General features: G+C 40.6%; 18 protein-coding genes. 5 read left to right on the top strand and 13 right to left on the bottom strand.

What is annotated here, in order from left to right; translation table 11 throughout:
• Nucleotides 1–66: 66 nt before the first annotated feature.
• Nucleotides 67–711, top strand: coding sequence for a spore coat protein (locus tag MKY18_RS04645; RefSeq protein ID WP_106067153.1), 645 nt, complete (start codon nucleotides 67–69; stop codon nucleotides 709–711).
• 29 nt (nucleotides 712–740) lie between these two features.
• Here the strand turns inward: MKY18_RS04645 and MKY18_RS04640 are convergent, their stop codons facing one another.
• Nucleotides 741–1,616, bottom strand: a complete 876-nt coding sequence (locus tag MKY18_RS04640) for a hypothetical protein (protein WP_342497822.1) — start codon at nucleotides 1,614–1,616, stop codon at nucleotides 741–743.
• A gap of 156 nt (nucleotides 1,617–1,772) precedes the next feature.
• Nucleotides 1,773–2,282 carry a YhcN/YlaJ family sporulation lipoprotein gene (locus tag MKY18_RS04635; protein WP_185107640.1) on the bottom strand — a complete coding sequence of 170 codons (510 nt, stop codon included), beginning with the start codon at nucleotides 2,280–2,282 and terminating at the stop codon, nucleotides 1,773–1,775.
• Between the two features lie 151 nt (nucleotides 2,283–2,433).
• On the opposite strand from MKY18_RS04635, the gene MKY18_RS04630 reads away from it, so the two are divergent.
• Nucleotides 2,434–2,832, top strand: a complete 399-nt coding sequence (locus tag MKY18_RS04630) for a spore coat protein (RefSeq protein ID WP_106067152.1) — start codon at nucleotides 2,434–2,436, stop codon at nucleotides 2,830–2,832.
• Between the two features lie 34 nt (nucleotides 2,833–2,866).
• Here MKY18_RS04630 and MKY18_RS04625 read toward each other — a convergent pair whose 3' ends face one another.
• The gene (locus MKY18_RS04625) at nucleotides 2,867–3,247 is read right to left on the bottom strand and encodes a hypothetical protein (RefSeq protein ID WP_342497755.1); all 381 of its coding nucleotides are present in this window, start codon (nucleotides 3,245–3,247) and stop codon (nucleotides 2,867–2,869) included.
• Between the two features lie 98 nt (nucleotides 3,248–3,345).
• Here MKY18_RS04625 and MKY18_RS04620 point away from each other — a divergent pair, with 98 nt between their 5' ends.
• Complete coding sequence (locus MKY18_RS04620) at nucleotides 3,346–4,431, top strand: diguanylate cyclase (protein WP_106067150.1); 1,086 nt, start codon at nucleotides 3,346–3,348, stop codon at nucleotides 4,429–4,431.
• 217 nt (nucleotides 4,432–4,648) lie between these two features.
• Complete coding sequence (gene cspB / locus MKY18_RS04615; RefSeq protein WP_003212277.1) at nucleotides 4,649–4,849, top strand: cold shock-like protein CspB; 201 nt, start codon at nucleotides 4,649–4,651, stop codon at nucleotides 4,847–4,849.
• Nucleotides 4,850–5,159: 310 nt separating this feature from the next.
• On the opposite strand, the gene MKY18_RS04610 is transcribed toward cspB, so the two are convergent.
• The 10 genes from MKY18_RS04610 to queG form a co-directional block, all read right to left on the bottom strand.
• Nucleotides 5,160–5,519 carry a hypothetical protein gene (locus MKY18_RS04610; RefSeq protein WP_111912671.1) on the bottom strand — a complete coding sequence of 120 codons (360 nt, stop codon included), beginning with the start codon at nucleotides 5,517–5,519 and terminating at the stop codon, nucleotides 5,160–5,162.
• 13 nt (nucleotides 5,520–5,532) lie between these two features.
• Nucleotides 5,533–6,057: a flavodoxin family protein gene (locus MKY18_RS04605; protein WP_044141622.1), complete on the bottom strand. Its 525-nt coding sequence runs from the start codon at nucleotides 6,055–6,057 to the stop codon at nucleotides 5,533–5,535.
• 17 nt (nucleotides 6,058–6,074) lie between these two features.
• Nucleotides 6,075–7,694, bottom strand: a complete 1,620-nt coding sequence (locus MKY18_RS04600; RefSeq protein WP_342497754.1) for a DHA2 family efflux MFS transporter permease subunit — start codon at nucleotides 7,692–7,694, stop codon at nucleotides 6,075–6,077.
• Nucleotides 7,695–7,733: 39 nt separating this feature from the next.
• Complete coding sequence (locus MKY18_RS04595; RefSeq protein WP_034663794.1) at nucleotides 7,734–8,366, bottom strand: HlyD family efflux transporter periplasmic adaptor subunit; 633 nt, start codon at nucleotides 8,364–8,366, stop codon at nucleotides 7,734–7,736.
• Between the two features lie 363 nt (nucleotides 8,367–8,729).
• Entirely contained in the window at nucleotides 8,730–9,893 is a 1,164-nt protein-coding gene (yhbH, locus tag MKY18_RS04590; RefSeq protein ID WP_044141624.1) for a sporulation protein YhbH, read from the bottom strand.
• Between the two features lie 139 nt (nucleotides 9,894–10,032).
• Nucleotides 10,033–11,928 carry a PrkA family serine protein kinase gene (locus MKY18_RS04585; RefSeq protein WP_003211752.1) on the bottom strand — a complete coding sequence of 632 codons (1,896 nt, stop codon included), beginning with the start codon at nucleotides 11,926–11,928 and terminating at the stop codon, nucleotides 10,033–10,035.
• Between the two features lie 536 nt (nucleotides 11,929–12,464).
• Nucleotides 12,465–13,615 (bottom strand): IS3 family transposase gene (locus MKY18_RS04580; RefSeq protein WP_342497753.1). Its coding sequence is split into 2 segments (ribosomal slippage): nucleotides 12,465–13,342 and nucleotides 13,342–13,615, totalling 1,152 coding nucleotides; the frame shifts between segments, so codons are not numbered across the junction.
• A gap of 120 nt (nucleotides 13,616–13,735) precedes the next feature.
• The gene (gene trmL / locus MKY18_RS04575; RefSeq protein ID WP_065097756.1) at nucleotides 13,736–14,209 is read right to left on the bottom strand and encodes a tRNA (uridine(34)/cytosine(34)/5-carboxymethylaminomethyluridine(34)-2'-O)-methyltransferase TrmL; all 474 of its coding nucleotides are present in this window, start codon (nucleotides 14,207–14,209) and stop codon (nucleotides 13,736–13,738) included.
• Between the two features lie 43 nt (nucleotides 14,210–14,252).
• Complete coding sequence (locus MKY18_RS04570; protein WP_106067744.1) at nucleotides 14,253–15,155, bottom strand: amidase domain-containing protein; 903 nt, start codon at nucleotides 15,153–15,155, stop codon at nucleotides 14,253–14,255.
• A 60-nt stretch (nucleotides 15,156–15,215) separates the two neighbouring features.
• Nucleotides 15,216–16,364, bottom strand: coding sequence for a tRNA epoxyqueuosine(34) reductase QueG (gene queG, locus MKY18_RS04565; RefSeq protein WP_106067745.1), 1,149 nt, complete (start codon nucleotides 16,362–16,364; stop codon nucleotides 15,216–15,218).
• Nucleotides 16,365–16,447: 83 nt separating this feature from the next.
• Here queG and MKY18_RS04560 point away from each other — a divergent pair, with 83 nt between their 5' ends.
• Nucleotides 16,448–17,044 (top strand): hypothetical protein, encoded by a 597-nt coding sequence (locus MKY18_RS04560; RefSeq protein WP_223252903.1) that lies wholly within the window; start codon nucleotides 16,448–16,450, stop codon nucleotides 17,042–17,044.
• Nucleotides 17,045–17,118: the final 74 nt, after the last annotated feature.

Raw genomic sequence — 17,118 nt, 5'->3', positions numbered from 1 at the left:
TTTGCATGAAAGAAGGAAAACATCCTCACATTAAAACTGATTGTATAAACAGAAGGAGGAATCTCAATGCAAAACGATCAGCAGACAAACGTTCAAGGAAATGTCCAGCAGCCTCAATTCAATCATGGCGGGCATGAGTTATTTGATTTACATGAAGTATTAGCAGGGACCATTAATATTTTGGATCAATACATGATCTTTCGCCAATTCATCCAAGATCCCGCATTATCCGACATTTTAGATCGACAATATCAATTTGTATTGTCACAGTATAATGTCACGGTAGATTGTTTTTCTACTGGTCAAAAGCCTAGTGAAGAAACATCTACGTATATGATGAAAGAACAAACACAGGTGACATACGGAATAAAACCATCTCAGCCTAAGAAGCCAAATCAATCGTTGCAGGATGTAAAAGACACGGGAATTACAGGGCATATGCTAGGTCTCGTGAAATCACATGCTGGATTACTTTCAATGACTGCACTAGAGGTAACAAACCCTGTGGTGCGACGTGTGCTTGCAGCGCAAATTCCGAACTTTATTGAAATGGCGTATGAAATTTTCTTATATCAAAATAAACATAGCTATTATCAAGTTCCGCAGCTTACAGCTCAAGATATGCAGGCGATGACGTCTACATTTGCCCCAATGAAGGGCCAAGTTCAAATGCCGCCAAGCAAAGCCAATCAGCAAAAACCGCTTCATTAAACAAAAAACGGCCGACCTATATCCTCAGGTCAGCCGTTTTTTCTTTGATAACTCAGTTTAAATTGCTCTTCAAAATCTGCCAGACGTTGCCCTGTCGCTTGTTCAAAACCTCTATCAAAACGGCCAGTCTTCGCCGTTTCCTTCATAATCTCATGTATGACGTCTCGTCCATAAAGCTGCACGAGCTCATAAATCATATAGTAGCTTTGTAAATAAACATCTGTCTCATACGTCGTGCGAGAATCTTGCCAGTCTTGATCAGAATAAAGAGATTCAAAAGGAATGACATCGAACCGTTCAGACGTGGCATTCAGCACATCATAGGCCGTCCATTCTGCTGTTCCCTCATGGAACCAAAGGGGAAAGATCACCGGAGACACTTCGTAAGAATGAACTTTTTCATAGAAAACAAAGTGAGCATATTCATGAATCAATAACGTGTTGAAAAAGTATAAAGGGAGTGTCTCTTTCTTCAATAATGCTTCCCTCTTATCTGGATATAACCCTATCATTTGATCATGATCGGAGTAAAAACCCGTAATATGCTTGATTCCTGCAAATTGTTCGATTGTCTCTTTATCATCAAAATAAATAATGTCTAAAGGTTTGTCAGTTTCAAATTGAAATACTGACGCTGTCCTCTTCTTTGCCTGATCCATAGCCTCAATTGTCAAATCAACAAAAGCGTCCTCTTCCTCTGCATAGTATATTCTAATATGTTCATAGACTTGCTTATTGAGTCCCTCCGTTAAAATCGTTTTAGGAGAAGACTGCTGCTCTAAATATTGTCCTGTCAGCTGAAACGCAACATAAATCAAGTACGCGGTGAAAGCATAAAAAATGAGACCTGCTGCTATCATTCCGCCTACAAGCTTTTTATGAATCAATGACGGCTTGGCTTTCATTTGCTCCCCACCTGAATTCATCCTGCAGCCTCTTTCTCTTTCTATGAAGAAACAAAGATCAACAAGAGGTGATATATTTTTTACTTTATGCAGTCAGGTGCGCAAGGTGCGGTTCCAAACAAAAAAGCCGCATATGACATACGGCTTTTGTCGTAGCTATTTTGATTCAGGGAAGATACGTCTGACCGTTTCAGTAAATTCATCGAAAAATCCTGAGATGGGCTCTCCGCTTCTAATACGTTTTCCGTACCCTTCCATACGATCGACAAAGTCTGGATTCGCAGATACATACACATTGTCGATTTGCTGATCCGTTGATTTGACTTTATCAGAAATTTTCTTTTTCAAATCTTCTGTCACATTACCACTTTTATCGCCTTCAAGCATAACAGCAACAAATGCATTCTTTCCTGTAACAAGTACGTTCGCTGTTTTTACTTCAGACATGTTGGCTACTAACTCTGACGCTTTATCTGCCACTTTGACCTTCTGAGGTGTTTGAACATCTGGCTGATCCTGCCTCATATTGTCATTCTTATATGTGACATTTTCATACTGTCGTTTCATTGTTCCTCTTCGCTCATCGCCCTGGTTGTTCATACCACATCCAGTGGTGATCAATGCTGGAACGAGTAGTAAAGATAGCATCCATTTCTTATTCATCATTTATTCCCTCCTTTTGCTCTTAGGTTTTTCATCCAGCCGGCTTTTTATGCATACATCCTCTCTTTCAGCGAAATGAATTCATAATTCAGCTTTGTTTGGTCATCCTAAACATGATGAAGAAGAATCATCACGATCAAATGGAGGGATTCGTTTGTTTAAAAAAAGAAAAGGCATGAGCACTGGCGCAATGATCGCAGCATCAACAGCTATCATTGCATTATTTTCCCCGGTTTTACGAAGAAGACTGAAAAGCATGACGCAAATGAATATGTCTTCAATGATGAAGGGAAAAAGTCAACAACACCATGATTCGTCTCGAAACGAGTCACACGCACAGAAAGAAGCAAAGGGAACTGCGGAAATCGGACAAATGATGAAGCAAGCATTCACTGCTGTACAGCCAAACCATACGAATCAGCACCAATCGACATCAAGAAACCATCAGCCAAGAGAGTCTTATGCACAGTCTCTCCATATTGATGAAAGTGTCATGAATGTGATGGATGATGAATCAATCCAGCAAGTGATCAATGACATCGAGCACAAATAAGAAAACAGGAGCCTTTATGAATAGAGGCTCCTGTTTATTCTCCTGAAAAATGTTCTTTCACCATCACAGAGAAGAAAGGTAAAAAGGTAATTTCAACTGTTGTGATAAAATCGCCATGAGCTTCTACTATGATTAAAAGCTCTTTCTCGTATTGCTTGTCTTTTTTTATCTCTACATGCTGCACGGTTTTAAAATCATAGATGCCTAAAAACGATCCATCTTTTTTTCGAACAGCTTTTAACGTAAATTCTTGACTTCCAAGGTACATCTTGACAACGAAACGCTCGTCTTGATTCTCAAATCGAAATGTCAGGCTTTGATATTCAATAGGCATCCCTTTCTCGAACCTTTCATCAGGCTCCGTTTCAAAAAAAGAGAGCCAGTCCGTTTCATCTGGGAAGCGTTTTCCTTGCATATGTTTCGATCCCCTTATAAGTGAAATTTTTATTAATTATCCTTTTTCCCCTTTTCTTTTGCAACAAATTTTAGTAATTTTAAAAAGGTGATTTAATTTTGCTAAGAGACCTCTTTATTAATTTAACAATTCTTGTCACTTTTCATTATTTATTTCTGCTTGTGTTTAAAGAGAATTTTCTTAAGAAAGAAGATACCCTGCTCAGACAACTATGCAAAGGCATTCTTTCTGGGTTACTCGGTGTCCTCTTAATGTTCTTCTCTATCAATTCAGGACCAGCCATCGTCGATTTAAGACATATCCCCCTTATTTTAACTGCCTTTTATGGAGGCATCGCCCAAACCATCATTGCAGCCTGTGTTGTAATCATTGGTCGATTATTAATCGAAGCCAACGTCGCTTCTTTCATCAATATTTTCTCCATGATGATCATCGCAACAGCTTCTTTTTTAATTGCTGAGCGCCATATGAATCAAGTTGTGAAAATGCTTTTGTCCATTACGTTAGGTAATGTGATTGCCACAAGCCTGTTTATCATGATCGTGCATGAGACATCATTTGAACTGCATTTTGCTTATTGGATGTTCTCATATATTGCTGGTTTGTTTAACTTTTACGTCATTGAGCATCAAACAAAAGCATATCAGCTATTGAATTTGTATAAATTCCAAGCTCATTATGACTTTTTAACAGGTGTTTTAAATAAACGGAAGTTCGATGAGGTCTTAAATGATGCTTTTTCGATGAAATTTAAGCAGCCTATCCATCAAATGTCCCTTATTTACTTAGACATCGATTACTTCAAATCCATTAATGACCAATATGGACATCATGAGGGAGATTTGGTTTTAAAAGAAATCGGAAAAAGGCTGATCAAAAACACAAGAAGCTCAGATTATATTGGCAGGATCGGCGGTGAGGAATTTGCCGTCCTTCTACCCAATTGTACAGTTGAAAAAACATGGCAGATTGCAGAACGCTTACGGAGAAAAATAGCAGATCAGCCGATTTATTTACAAAATGGCATGTCCATTCATATTACAATATCACTTGGGTGTGCGTATTACTCCACGAGAAGTCGAGACATCAAACAATTACCGATTATAGCTGATCAGGAGCTCTATAAAGCGAAGCAGTCTGGCCGAAATCAAGTGAGCTTCTCAGGGAGAAAAAGAGGCCAATGAATATAGGCTATTTCCTCAATTTGTTAGCGCTAATTATTTTTAAAAAAGTTTTTGGATAACAGTTGTTTTTTCCCGCAAACACTGGTAAAGTAAAGGTAATTATTTTTGTTCGTATCATCTTTAAGAAGAAAGTTTTGAAAGAGTTTTCGTCTTTGAAGTTTGTGTAAGAGCAAGAATAGTGAATTTAAGCGTTAAGATCGCTTTAGGAGGAAATTTCATGTTAGAAGGTAAAGTAAAATGGTTCAACTCTGAAAAAGGTTTCGGATTCATCGAAGTAGAAGGTCAAGACGATGTATTCGTTCACTTCTCTGCTATCCAAGGCGAAGGCTTCAAAACTTTAGAAGAAGGTCAAGCAGTTTCTTTCGAAATCGTTGAAGGTAACCGTGGACCACAAGCTGCTAACGTTAACAAAGCGTAATTTAAGAGCATCTGCTCTTTAGCACTTTATAGAGTGAAGGAAAACCGCCCGGCTTCTGCCGGCGGTTTTTTTGTGCCATAAAAAAAGAGAACCTGACAAGAGGTTCTCTTCAAATTGTTGACAAAGGGCTAAAATGGTTTTATTTTAGCCCTTTGTCTTCTTTTCAGCGTGATAGAAAACCTTTGAAGTCTAGGAAGAACGAGCACTGGCGCGGAGCGAATTTGACATTTGTGAGCAACAGCGCGCAGGACTGACACCGAATGCAAGGGTTTGTCTACACGCTGAGAGAATCTGACAAGAGGTTCTCTTTTTATTTGTCCTTCTGCTTTAGCTTCTGTAAAGCAGAACGATACATATCATCATTCATTTTAGTTTCTGGCTCTTCTTCTTTGACAGGTGGTTCTGGCTGCTTAAACTTTTGAAGCGCCTGTCTATAGAAATCATCACCAGACACTCGTTCATCCGTTTGAGAAGGCGTTGACGCTTCTTCTTCTACTTCAGGCTCTACAGGTCTCGCCGCAACTTCTGACTCGCTGCGGGGCACGTCAGGCTGATTGGGCACATCTTCATTGATCTCTTTCTTCTCGATCGAAGCGTGTCTGACATTGAATGCTACTAATCCGATAATGACTAGAACAGCAGCTACTAACGCTACAATAATCGTCGCCAAAAGAACCCTCTCCTTATCGCTTAAATGACGCAGTGACTGATGCTACACGTCTTCCTAATGCTTTCCCAAGTTCAATGCCTTCTGTCGAAATCACTTCATCAGAATCAATCGGACATGTCACACCTGCTCCATAGTAAGAGCCGTATAAAGCATTTTCTGGCACATTTCCAGGAAGGCCAACAACAAGCATCCCTTGGTGGAACATTGGTGTAATTAAATTATGCATCGTCATTTCTAAACCGCCGTGCGTTGTAGCAGTTGTACAGAAAACGGCACCGACTTTATCGATCAGTTTTCCTTCTGCCCATAAGTAGCCAAGACGGTCAATCCATGTCTTTAACCCAGAACTAATGGTCCCAAAGTGACCAGGGCAGCCCCAAATGATCGCATCCATTTGATCCAGCTTGCGAATATCCGCATCTTTCACATGATCGACGAATACTTCAGCGTGCTCTGTTTCACCTGCACCCGCTGCAATTGCTTCTGCCAGTGCTTTTGTATGGTCACCTTCACTATCGTATACGACATAAATTTTCATGTACGGTCCCTCCACACTTATCTTGCATCTTGGTTTGCTTCCTTAGGTGCTGGAAGCAGTGTCATTTCTTGTTTTTTATGCTGCTGGTCTTTTCGATTTTTATCCTTACGTACATCACGCAGGAACAAGCTGAGAATGACACCAGCGGCACAGAATAACGTTACCCACATGTAAGCATCATTGATACCCATTACGTTTGAATCAACCTGTGCTTTCGTAAAGAGCTGGGTGGATACATATTTTTGAGCAGCTTCAGCTGTCATGCCCATATGGTGCATCACATTCGACACAGCCGCCTGGAATGAATTCATAAAGAACGGGTCCGCTGTATTTGTTTGATCCGCCATATTGGAATAATGGAATGTTGTCCGATTCGTATAAATCGTTGTGATCAAACTCGTACCGATCGAACCGCTTATTTGTCTTAATGTATTAGACATCGCTGTACCATGGCTGTTTAAGTGCTGTGGTAATTGGTTCATCCCAGCTGTCATCACAGGCATCATAAGGAGTGACATACCGAATGCACGAACTGCATACATGAGCACAATGTGACTATAAGATGTATCAATCGTCAGCCTTGTAAACTCGAATGTAGTGACAACGGTAATGAGCATCCCCACAATCGCAAGCGGACGAGGTCCAAATTTATCAAACAAAATCCCTGAAATCGGGGACATAATCAGCATCGCAAGTGCCCCTGGAAGCATTAATAGCCCGGATTGCAATGCCGTAAACCCAACGAGGTTCTGCAGATAAATCGGAAGTAAGAACATCCCGGTGTATAAGGCAACTGTAATAATAATATTAATGACACTTGATAATGAGAAAATGCTGTATTTAAACACTCGGAAATCAAGCATTGGATTATCAACTTTCAGCTGTTGGAAAATAAAGAGAATGATCGCAATCGCACCAACAATAATCGTCGATAAGACGATCGGATCTGTCCAGCCATCACTTCCGGCTTCACTCACTCCGTATAGGAGCGAAGCAAAACCAACGATGGAAAGAACCGCACCAAGGCTGTCCAGCTTGATCTTTTTAGGCTCTACAATATTTCTAAACATAAAGAAAGCCGCGATAATGACAATTGCTCCAATTGGAACAAGTCCATAAAACATAATACGCCAAGAATAATGTTCAATAATGTAACCAGATAATGTTGGTCCTACCGCTGGAGCAAACATCATCGCAAGACCGAAAATCCCCATTCCTTTCCCTCTGTTTTCAGGTGGGAAAATAAAAAGGATTGTTGTCATCACGAGCGGCTGCAGGATACCGCCGCCGATTGCCTGAATCAAACGACCAATGAGCATGGTCGAAAAGTTCGGCGCAATCCCGCAAATAAAGGTCCCTAGTGTAAACGAGATCATGGCAACTAGGAATAAGCTGCGCTGTCCAAAGCGTGTGATTAAAAACGCAGATAACGGAATCAGCACACCGTTGACAAGCATATAACCTGTTGTAAGCCACTGAATCGTCGTTGCACTCACATTAAATTCAGTCATTAAATGGGGCATGGCTACGTTCAGAAGTGTTTGGTTCAAAATCGCAACGAACAAGCCGGCCATTAAAATGATCAGTAAAGACAAGGAGCCTGCTCCCTGTTTTGTTGCTGCAGGTTGATTTGCCATCTCAGACAACCTCCTTTCATTTTTTGATATCAATCATCATTAAGATGAAATTTTGACAGAAGCATTCATACCAGGAAGTACTTTGTCTGATGGATTTTTAATTGAAATTTTCACTGCTACTTTTTGTGTCACTTTTGTATAGTTACCACTTGAGTTTGTTGCTGGCAGCATGTTGAATGTTGAGTTTGTCGCATAACCAATTTGTTCAACTGTTCCTTCAAATGTTGTATCAGGATCACCATCTACCACGATGTCGACTTTGTCGCCTTTTTCAATGCTTTTAATATCTGTTTCTTTGATATTTGCTGTGATGTAAAGCTTGCTTAAATCAATCGTTTCACCAAGAACTGTACCAGGCTGCACTTGTTGATTGTTTTGTACTTCTTTTTTGACTAATGTGCCATCAGCCACTGATTTAATGTTTGTTTTTGTTTCTCCTTCAACTTTTGCGACTGTGCTGTCTTTTTGCACTTCGTCACCTTCATTGATATCCCAGCCTTTGATTTGTCCAGCTGCTGGTGCTGTGATTTGATACATGTCACCTGTCACTTTCGCCTCGTCAGTTTTGACAAAATTTGTGCTTTCGTAGTAGTAATAAGCACCTCCGGCAATAATGGCAAGAATTACAATAAGGCCAATAATATTCGTTAGCAATAAACGCCCTCTGTTCATGTTTTGTTTCTCCTTTCATGTATAAAAATATAGTGTCATCTGCTTTAGCAAACTTAGAATGCCCATCATCTGACAGAATATGAAGCAAGCTCATAAAACCGTTATATCTCCTTCATCTTCCCCGCATGAATAATGGTGTGCAGCCCATTTATACTTATTGTTCACTCATGAGCAAAGAGAAGAAAAAGAAGAAAAGACGATCGGCATCTTTTTTGAAAAACTTATATTTAACAAGATTAAATATTAATAAATGAAAATTGAAATGTCAAAGAGAAAGTTTTACTTTTTTTCTGGTGATCCCTTCCTTCTCCATACAAAAAACCCTTCAGCCCTTATGCTGAAAGGTTTTTTCAAATGTGCTATTTACGAAAGAACTTCTTCCTGCTGAAAAAATTTTTTTAGGGCAAGAAAAACGTCTGATTTTTGCTTCAAAATATAATGCTTAAATTTCTCATCCTGTATATGCTTATATGCTGACATTAATGTAGAATGCCGGTTGTATTGATTCACTTCACCATAGCAGAATAAGTTGGCTTTTTTCATAATTTCAGAAACAAGCTTCACGCATCGTGCATTGTCTGAGGTCAAATTGTCTCCATCAGAAAAATGAAAAGGATAAATATTATATCGCGACGGCGGATAACGTTCGTCTATGAGCTCTAGCGCTTTTCGATAGACAGAGGAGCAAATGGTTCCTCCGCTCTCCCCCCGCGAAAAGAAATGCTCTTCATCGACAACCTTCGCCTCCGTATGATGAGCAATAAATTCAATTTCAACCGTTTCATACTTTGTCCGTAAGAAACGTGTCATCCAAAAGAAAAAACTTCTCGCCATATATTTTTCCCAAAGTCCCATACTTCCGCTCGTATCCATCATCGCCAAAACGACGGCTTTCGACTCTGGTTTGGTCACTTCATTCCACGTCTTATATTTGATATCCTCTGGGTAGATTGGATAAAAGGAAGGACTGCCTGTCATTGCATTTCGTTTAAATGCTGACAGCATCGTTCGTTTTTTATGAATATTCCCTGTTAACCCGGTTTTGCGAATATCGTTAAACTCAATTTGCTCGACAATGATGTCGTCAAGCTCCTTTTGTTTAAGGTTTGGCAGCTCTAATTCCCGAAACAGCGCTTCCTCAAGATCCATTAATGAGACCTCAGCTTCGTAATAATCCTCTCCAGCCTGATCTCCTGCGCTCTGTCCCTTTCCTTGCCCTTGCTTACTGTCTGATCCATCACGTGCGACAATATCGCCTACCTCGCTGTCTCCATCGCCTTGACCCACATGCTTATTTTTATCGTAGTTGTACCGAATTTTATATTCATCTAACGAACGAATCGGAATTTTGACAACATCTTTTCCGTTAGACATGATAATGCTTTCTTCTGTGACAAGATCCGGCAAATTGTTTTTAATCGCTTCTTTGACCTTTTTCTGATGACGCTGCTGGTCGTCATAGCCTTTTCGATGGAGGGACCAGTCTTCCTGTGATACAATAAACTGACTTTTTTCTTGCCGGGACATCCATCCCCCTCCTCACCTGTTTGCACAATTCTTCTAACCACCGATTCCTTTATCTTATGCTGCTCGTCACCCAAGTTGACGATCATTTCTAAAAAAGACATTACCGGTGCAGGTGCGCCAATAATGCCTCCTTCATTTATTAACGATTAAGAAGACTGCCTACATATTTTAAAAGTTCATTTGCACTTGTTGAATTATAGCCATGTTCATCAATTAATCTAGCCACTACTTCATTCACTTTCTTCAGCTGCTGTTCATCCGGTGTCTTCGTTGACGTCGTGATTTTCACCACATCTTTTAAATCAGCAAACAGCTTCTTCTGAATTGCCTCACGCAATCTCTCATGAGAATTATAATCAAAGCGTTTGCCCTTTCTCGCATAAGCCGAAATACGAATCAGAATTTCTTCTCTAAATGCCTTTTTCGCATTTTCAGAAATTCCGATCTGCTCTTCAATTGAACGCATAAGCTTTTCATCAGGATTCATTTCTTCACCGGTTAACGGATCACGCAGTTTGTTTTTGTTGCAATATGCCTCGACATTATCTAAGTAATTATCCATGAGCGTTTTCGCAGACTCCTCATAGGAATACACAAATGCCTTTTGTACTTCCTTCTTCGCAATATCGTCGTACTCTTTTCGCGCAACAGAAATAAAATTCAAATAGCGCTCCCGGTCCTCGCTTGAGATAGATGGATGCTGATCGAGTCCTTCTTTTAACGAACGAAGGACATCCAGCGCATTGATCGACTCCATATTCTTCCGGATAATAGTGGAGGAAATGCGGTTAATCACATATCGCGGATCAATCCCGCTCATCCCTTCATCATGAAATTCCTTTTTCATCTCATCAATATCAGCAGATTGGAATCCCTCGACACTTTCTCCGTCATAAAGGCGCATTTTTTTCACCAAATCAATATCAGAACGCTTCGGCTCTTTGAGTCTTGTCAAAATGGAGAACATCGCTGCCACCTTCAGCGTATGCGGGGCAATATGCACATCAGAGACATCACTTTCTGAAATCATTTTATGATAAATGCGTTCCTCCTCTGTCACCTTCAAGTTATAAGGAATCGGCATCACAATAATTCTTGAATGCAAGGCCTCGTTCTTTTTATTTGAAATAAACGACCGGTACTCGGTTTCATTCGTATGAGCGACGATCAATTCATCTGCACTAATCAAGGCAAAACGGCCTGCTTTAAAATTTCCTTCCTGCGTTAATGACAGAAGATGCCATAGAAATTTCTCATCACACTTTAACATCTCCTGAAACTCCATCATCCCTCGGTTTGCTTTATTGAGTTCTCCATCAAAGCGGTAGGCCCTTGGATCTGACTCTGATCCAAATTCAGCAATAGTGGAAAAATCGATGCTTCCTGTTAAATCAGCAATGTCCTGAGATTTTGGATCAGACGGACTAAAGGTACCAATACCGGTCCGTTTATCCTCTGAGAAAAAGATCCGTTCAACCCTTACATCCTCAATTCGTCCACCATATTCCTCTTCCAGCCTCATCATATTCAGAGGGGACAAATTCCCCTGCACACGAATGCCATACTCTCTATAGAAATCCTCACGTAGATTTTGCGGAATAAGATGAAGCGGATCTTCATGCATCGGGCAGCCTTTGATCGCATAGACTGCGCCATGATCTGTCAGTGAATATTCTTCTAGTCCTCTTTTCAGCCTAGTAACAAGCGTAGATTTCCCCCCGCTCACTGGTCCCATCAATAACAAAATACGCTTCCTCACATCGAGCCGCTTGGCAGCAGGGTGAAAATATTCCTCCACTAATCTTTCCAATGATTCCTCTAATCCAAAAAGCTCCTGATCAAAAAATTTGTACGTTCTGACCCCATTCTCCTCTTCAATCCCGCTGTCTTTAATCATATGATAAACGCGAGAATGAGCAGATTGAGCGACAAGTGGATTTTCCTTTATAATGTCTAAATATTCGCCGAATGTGCCTTCCCATTTGAGACGCTGCTCTTCTTCTCTGTGCTGTTCGATTTTCTTTAAAATATCCATATGAACCTCCTCTTTCAAGATTGAAGCAAGTAATCAGATACTGTTTTACAATCTATGCGGAGGCGTCCTATTACATGCTTTCGTTCTTCAAAATGACGAATTGGCAAACTGAATTGACAACCATCCGCAAGACCCTTCATAATAAAGAAAAAACAGGAGAAAAATGATCTTCTTCTCCTGCTTTTTAAGGCGAACTTCACATCATATGAAATAGGCAGCGATAGAAACAAAGGGATAAGGGGGAGCTTATATGAGAACGGTCATTATGATGGGCGTCATCATTACGTTTTTAGTATCCATTTTCACAGCTGGCTACGAAGGCAAGCCTGGTAAATGAAGAAAAGGATGTTCCATAAGCGGAACATCCTTTTTCATTTAATTCGTTGTTTTTAGCACCTACATATTTACTGTCCTTTGATTTTTTTCAATATGTCAAAAAATAGACTAAACAAGTCATATTTTGTTCCTTATCTCATATAAAAAAGCCGAGATAGGCGGGACTGACCCCCGTTTTTGAGACAGGGATCAAAACACCTTTATACAGCCAATTGCCGATAGTTTATCGGTGATTGGTTGTTTAGTTTCGTTTGAATACGAATGTTGTTATAATAATAAATGTATTCTTTGACAGTGCGTTCTACGATGCTGGTCGTAGTGCGGTCAATCCTGTTAAGATAGAACGTTTCAGACTTTAGTGAGGAATGAAACGATTCGATGGAGGCATTATCAGCGGGCGTCCCTTTACGGGACATGCTCATGGTAATGCCTTTTATATGAACAGCTTTCTGATACTCGTAAGATGTATACACAGAACCTTGATCGCTATGTAACACGCAATTCTCAGGCAGTGCTGGGAGCTGATTAAGTGTGTTTAAGATAAAGTCTGTGTCCTGCTTATCACCAATCGTAAAAGCAATCACTTCTCCATTATATAAATCCAATATACTGGAAAGGTACAATTGTTTCTGTCCATAAGGCAAATACGTGATGTCCGTTACTAGTTTTTCAAGAGGGCGATCAGACTGAAAGTTCCGATCCAGTATATTACCGGCCACGGCATAGGGCTGCCCATTCTTCTTACGCTTTTTCATTTTAACCCGGCATTGCCACTGGTTTTTCTGCATGATACGTTGAACAGTTTTATGGTTAATACGCATTCTCCTTTTTAGTATGGCTGTGATTTTTCGATAACCATATCGATATTTGTGCTTTCGGCACAACGTGCCGACCTGTTTCTCTAGTTGTCTTTTAGAATGATTCTGAGTCAGATCCTTTTTCCATCTATAATACGAAGTACGTAAGATGCCTAAATGGACACAGATGTCCTGTACCGTCATCGTTTTGCACAATTCTTCTACCAGTTTGATTGACGTTTCCTTATCAACTTCCTTTCCAATTCGTTGTACTTTTTTAAAACTTCATTCTGTTGACTCAAAAAGCGATTTTCTGCCTGCAGTCTCTCTAATTCGGAAGAGTACTCGGGACCCTTTCCATAGGTATATTGTTTTCCAACAGGCTGTTCGAACCGGTGTGTATCCCCAGCTTTATGCCACCTCACCCATGTCTGAACCTGCGTCTTATTCTTGATATTCAATTTCTGCATGATCTCTTTCATAGGTACGCCTGCCAATCTCATTTCTACAGCCTTCTGTTTGACTTCAACCGGATAACTCACTCTTGTCCCCATAGAAAAAACACCTCCATGTTTTATTTCGGATCACAACGATCCATTTTCAAACTTGAAGGTGTTTTTTATTTGTCTCATCTTATGGGGTCAGTTCCAGGCATCCCGGCTTTCATCATGACCTTATATCAGATCTCGATATTGCTGCTGGCGAAGTGCCTCATACACAAGAATTGCTGCCGTATTCGATAGATTCAGAGAACGAACATGTTCTGTCATCGGTAAACGAAGGCAGCGGTCCATATTCCGCTCGATCAAATCTTTCGGCAATCCACTTGTCTCTCTGCCAAAAACGAAGAAGTAATCTTCATCTAACTGAGAGTAATCAAATGTCGTATGCGGCTTTTGACCAAATTTTGTGATATAGAAGAATTGTCCCTTCGGATGTGCCGCAAACAATTCATCAAGTGAATCATGATAGACGACATTGGCATATTTCCAATAATCGAGTCCTGCACGCTTCAGCATTTTATCATCTGTCGAAAAACCAAGCGGACGAATCAGATGAAGGGTTGTATTTGTTGCTGCACATGTACGCGCAATATTTCCAGTATTAGCTGGAATCTCTGGTTGATATAAAACGACATGAAGTCCCAAAAAAGTTCACCTCTAATTTTCTTTTCCGCTCAACATTATACCATTAACTATCCTTCGCGGCATCGTCCAGAATGTGAAAAAACGTATAACGAATAGCAGGAGTATAGGCAGTCGAATCCTCATACGACCAATAACGCATACGGCTGTCATATGTTTGAGCATTCACAAGAGGCATTCCGCCTTTATCATGATCGACGACAATGGTTGTATGATTATACCTGCCATCTCCCTCAAAATCGTAGCAAATGACATCACCAATTTGAAGCTCCTGTGCTTCTTTGAGTTTCTTTGCTCTTAAACCCGCTTTCGAATTCGCTAAATAATTTTTCATCGAATGAGCCACCGTCCAGCTATAGCTCCACGTGTGCGGCCGCACCCACCAGCCAGATCCGCGGTTCGGATACCCTCTCGTTGGCGCATTCCCTGCCTTCAAGCATTGTGAAATAAAATTCGTGCAGTTATCTTCGAAGTTTTTATAGGCGGGATTTCGTTTATTCCAATACGTCTCCGCATATTGTACGGCTGCCCGCCGGTCATAGTGGAAGGCTCTCCCAAACTGTTCTTCGGTCTGAAAGCGCTCATCCACCTGCTCTTCCATTTGACGTTCTTCAATCATCATTCGATCTTTGACAAGCATGTCGTTGTAAAGGAACGCTTCTCTTTTTTCTACCTGCTCCTCTAAATAAAAAGAATCGTCTACATCCTTGCATACATAAGTGAGATGAGCGAGATACTGCACATGCTGAGCCCCGTCATCCTGAATCGAAGAATCTAGGAGTGTTGCTTTGGCTTTCGCTTTGACAATCTCCACCTGTCTTCTAGCAAAAAGCTCTTTTTTCCGTTCGACTGCTTCCACATCAGACATGAGCTGCGGCTGTTTGATTGCACTCCCATTTAATAAATAACCAAGCCTGTCTTCTAATGTTTGCTCTAATAATTGTTTCACACAGACACCACCAAACTTTTTTAAAATCTCTGTTTGGTTCATTCTATGTTCACAGGGACGTTATTTAGTATTTAAAGGTGTCTGTAAAAGCTCAATCCCTTTGACAATTTCCTGTTTCGCTTCCTCATCGCTTTCCCGCTCAAGGGCTTTTTCCAGCTCTGGGAGCAGCTCCTCATCGCCAATTTTCCCTATTGCCCAAGCAGCCGTGCCCCGAATAACAGGTCTTGGATCCTTGTGCATCAATTCAATCAACACGGGTAAGGCAGATGTATCTTTAAAGTGAGCAAGTGCCAAAATCGCGTTTCGCTGAATCGGCTTTTTCCCCCGCCATGAACCTGAAACATGACCGTATTTTTCCTTAAACTCACGATTACTGATCGTAAGAAGCGGCTTTAAGAGTGGCTTCGCAATTTCAGGGTCCGGCTCCATTTCAGGATGAAGGTGAAAGTCCTTCCCTTTATTGATCGGGCAGACAATTTGGCACGTATCACACCCGTACAATCGATTTCCTATTTTCGAACGAAATTCGTCAGGCAAAAATCCTTTTGTTTGCGTTAAAAAGGAAATACACCGTTGAGAATTCAGCTGTCCTGGATTCACAAGTGCACCAGTTGGACACGAATCTACGCATTTATTACACGTTCCGCACTGGTCTTCAATTTTTTCATCCGGTTCAAATGGGACATTTGTGATCATTTCAGCCAAATACACGTAAGACCCAAACTCTGGCGTGATAATCATACAGTTCTTCGCACTAAAACCTATGCCAGCGCGTTCCGCTACTGCACGATCAGATAGTTCCCCTGTGTCCACCATTGATTTTGTCCGTATATCGACATGTTTACTCCGCAAGAATTCTTCGAGCATATCAAGCTTTTTTTTCAGCACAACATGATAATCTGTTCCCCAAGAAGCACGGCAAAAAATCCCTCTTCTTGCATCCTTTGTACTTCGAGGAGCATCTTTCATTTTGGAAGGATACGCGAGCGCTATCGCAACAATTGATTTGGCCTTCGGAAGCAGCAAAGAAGGGTTTGTTCGCTTCTCTATATCAGGCTCTTCAAAGCCTGACAAATACCCTAACGATTCATGTAAGATGAGGCGGTCTTTTAATGAATCAAATGTATCAGCACTTGCAAATCGGATTTTATCGACACCAATTTCTTTCGCATATTGAATCAATTCTTCTTTTAATTCTCCAACATGAATCACCTTGCAAACCTCCTTTCTTTGTTTCTTCTGTTGTTTTCAGTATAATACGAGTGTATCATGACCGATTGGAGTGAGTCACTGTGAAGATACATATGGAAATTTCTCATCCTGACAACCCGTCTATCCATGTTGGACAGATTGAATATTCGCATATTGAAGTTGGCACATCCCCTCAAATGTTAAAAGGCCGGCTCCGCCTGTTTCAAGAATCTTTATTTTTTGAATACGAAGATAAAGTATTAGAAGAAGTACCAGCAATCAAAGAATGGACGGACCTTTTAAAAGACGTTCCTTTCCTGCCAATTCTTGCTGATATCCAAAAGGAACGATTTATTGACTCGACCAATTCCGTACAGGATTTGTCGATCTTTTTCTCTTTAAAATATTTCTTGCCTATCTTAACATTCGATGCTGATCATATAGAAGAGCCGCTTTCACTAGCAAAACATGAGAGTGGTCACATTGAATGGCAGGACAACGCAGGACTTAAAGGATTATTTTCTCAACCAAGTAAAGCACACATTTCTCAAGACACAAAAAACATTTTGCAAATCATCCTGTTTCCGCCATCTATTTCCCGGGAAAAGAGTGAAGCTCTCATCCAATCCTTGACGAAGATGTTTGTACAAATACATGGTGGAGAAAGTAAATATGAACTTATTGAAAAAGCACTGTAGCTTGACAGTGCTTTTTCACATTATACTGACATAATAAAAAACGCAACACTTCGTTTATCTAAGAAACGAAATAC

The sequence above is a fragment of the Bacillus sp. FSL R7-0672 genome, from assembly GCF_038601465.1.
Lineage (GTDB): Bacteria > Bacillota > Bacilli > Bacillales > Bacillaceae > Bacillus > Bacillus pumilus.
Note: the sequence above shows the minus strand (reverse complement) of the source record. Positions and strands in the feature narration are given on the sequence as shown.

What these genes read in the sequence shown, in the direction of transcription:
- MKY18_RS04645 (WP_106067153.1), top strand. Translation starts at nt 67, where the DNA reads ATGCAAAACGATCAGCAGACAAACGTTCAAGGAAATGTCCAGCAGCCT.
- MKY18_RS04640 (WP_342497822.1), bottom strand. Translation starts at nt 1,616, where the DNA reads ATGAAAGCCAAGCCGTCATTGATTCATAAAAAGCTTGTAGGCGGAATG.
- MKY18_RS04635 (WP_185107640.1), bottom strand. Translation starts at nt 2,282, where the DNA reads ATGATGAATAAGAAATGGATGCTATCTTTACTACTCGTTCCAGCATTG.
- MKY18_RS04625 (WP_342497755.1), bottom strand. Translation starts at nt 3,247, where the DNA reads ATGCAAGGAAAACGCTTCCCAGATGAAACGGACTGGCTCTCTTTTTTT.
- cspB (WP_003212277.1), top strand. Translation starts at nt 4,649, where the DNA reads ATGTTAGAAGGTAAAGTAAAATGGTTCAACTCTGAAAAAGGTTTCGGA.
- MKY18_RS04605 (WP_044141622.1), bottom strand. Translation starts at nt 6,057, where the DNA reads ATGAAAATTTATGTCGTATACGATAGTGAAGGTGACCATACAAAAGCA.
- MKY18_RS04600 (WP_342497754.1), bottom strand. Translation starts at nt 7,694, where the DNA reads ATGGCAAATCAACCTGCAGCAACAAAACAGGGAGCAGGCTCCTTGTCT.
- MKY18_RS04595 (WP_034663794.1), bottom strand. Translation starts at nt 8,366, where the DNA reads ATGAACAGAGGGCGTTTATTGCTAACGAATATTATTGGCCTTATTGTA.
- yhbH (WP_044141624.1), bottom strand. Translation starts at nt 9,893, where the DNA reads ATGTCCCGGCAAGAAAAAAGTCAGTTTATTGTATCACAGGAAGACTGG.
- MKY18_RS04585 (WP_003211752.1), bottom strand. Translation starts at nt 11,928, where the DNA reads ATGGATATTTTAAAGAAAATCGAACAGCACAGAGAAGAAGAGCAGCGT.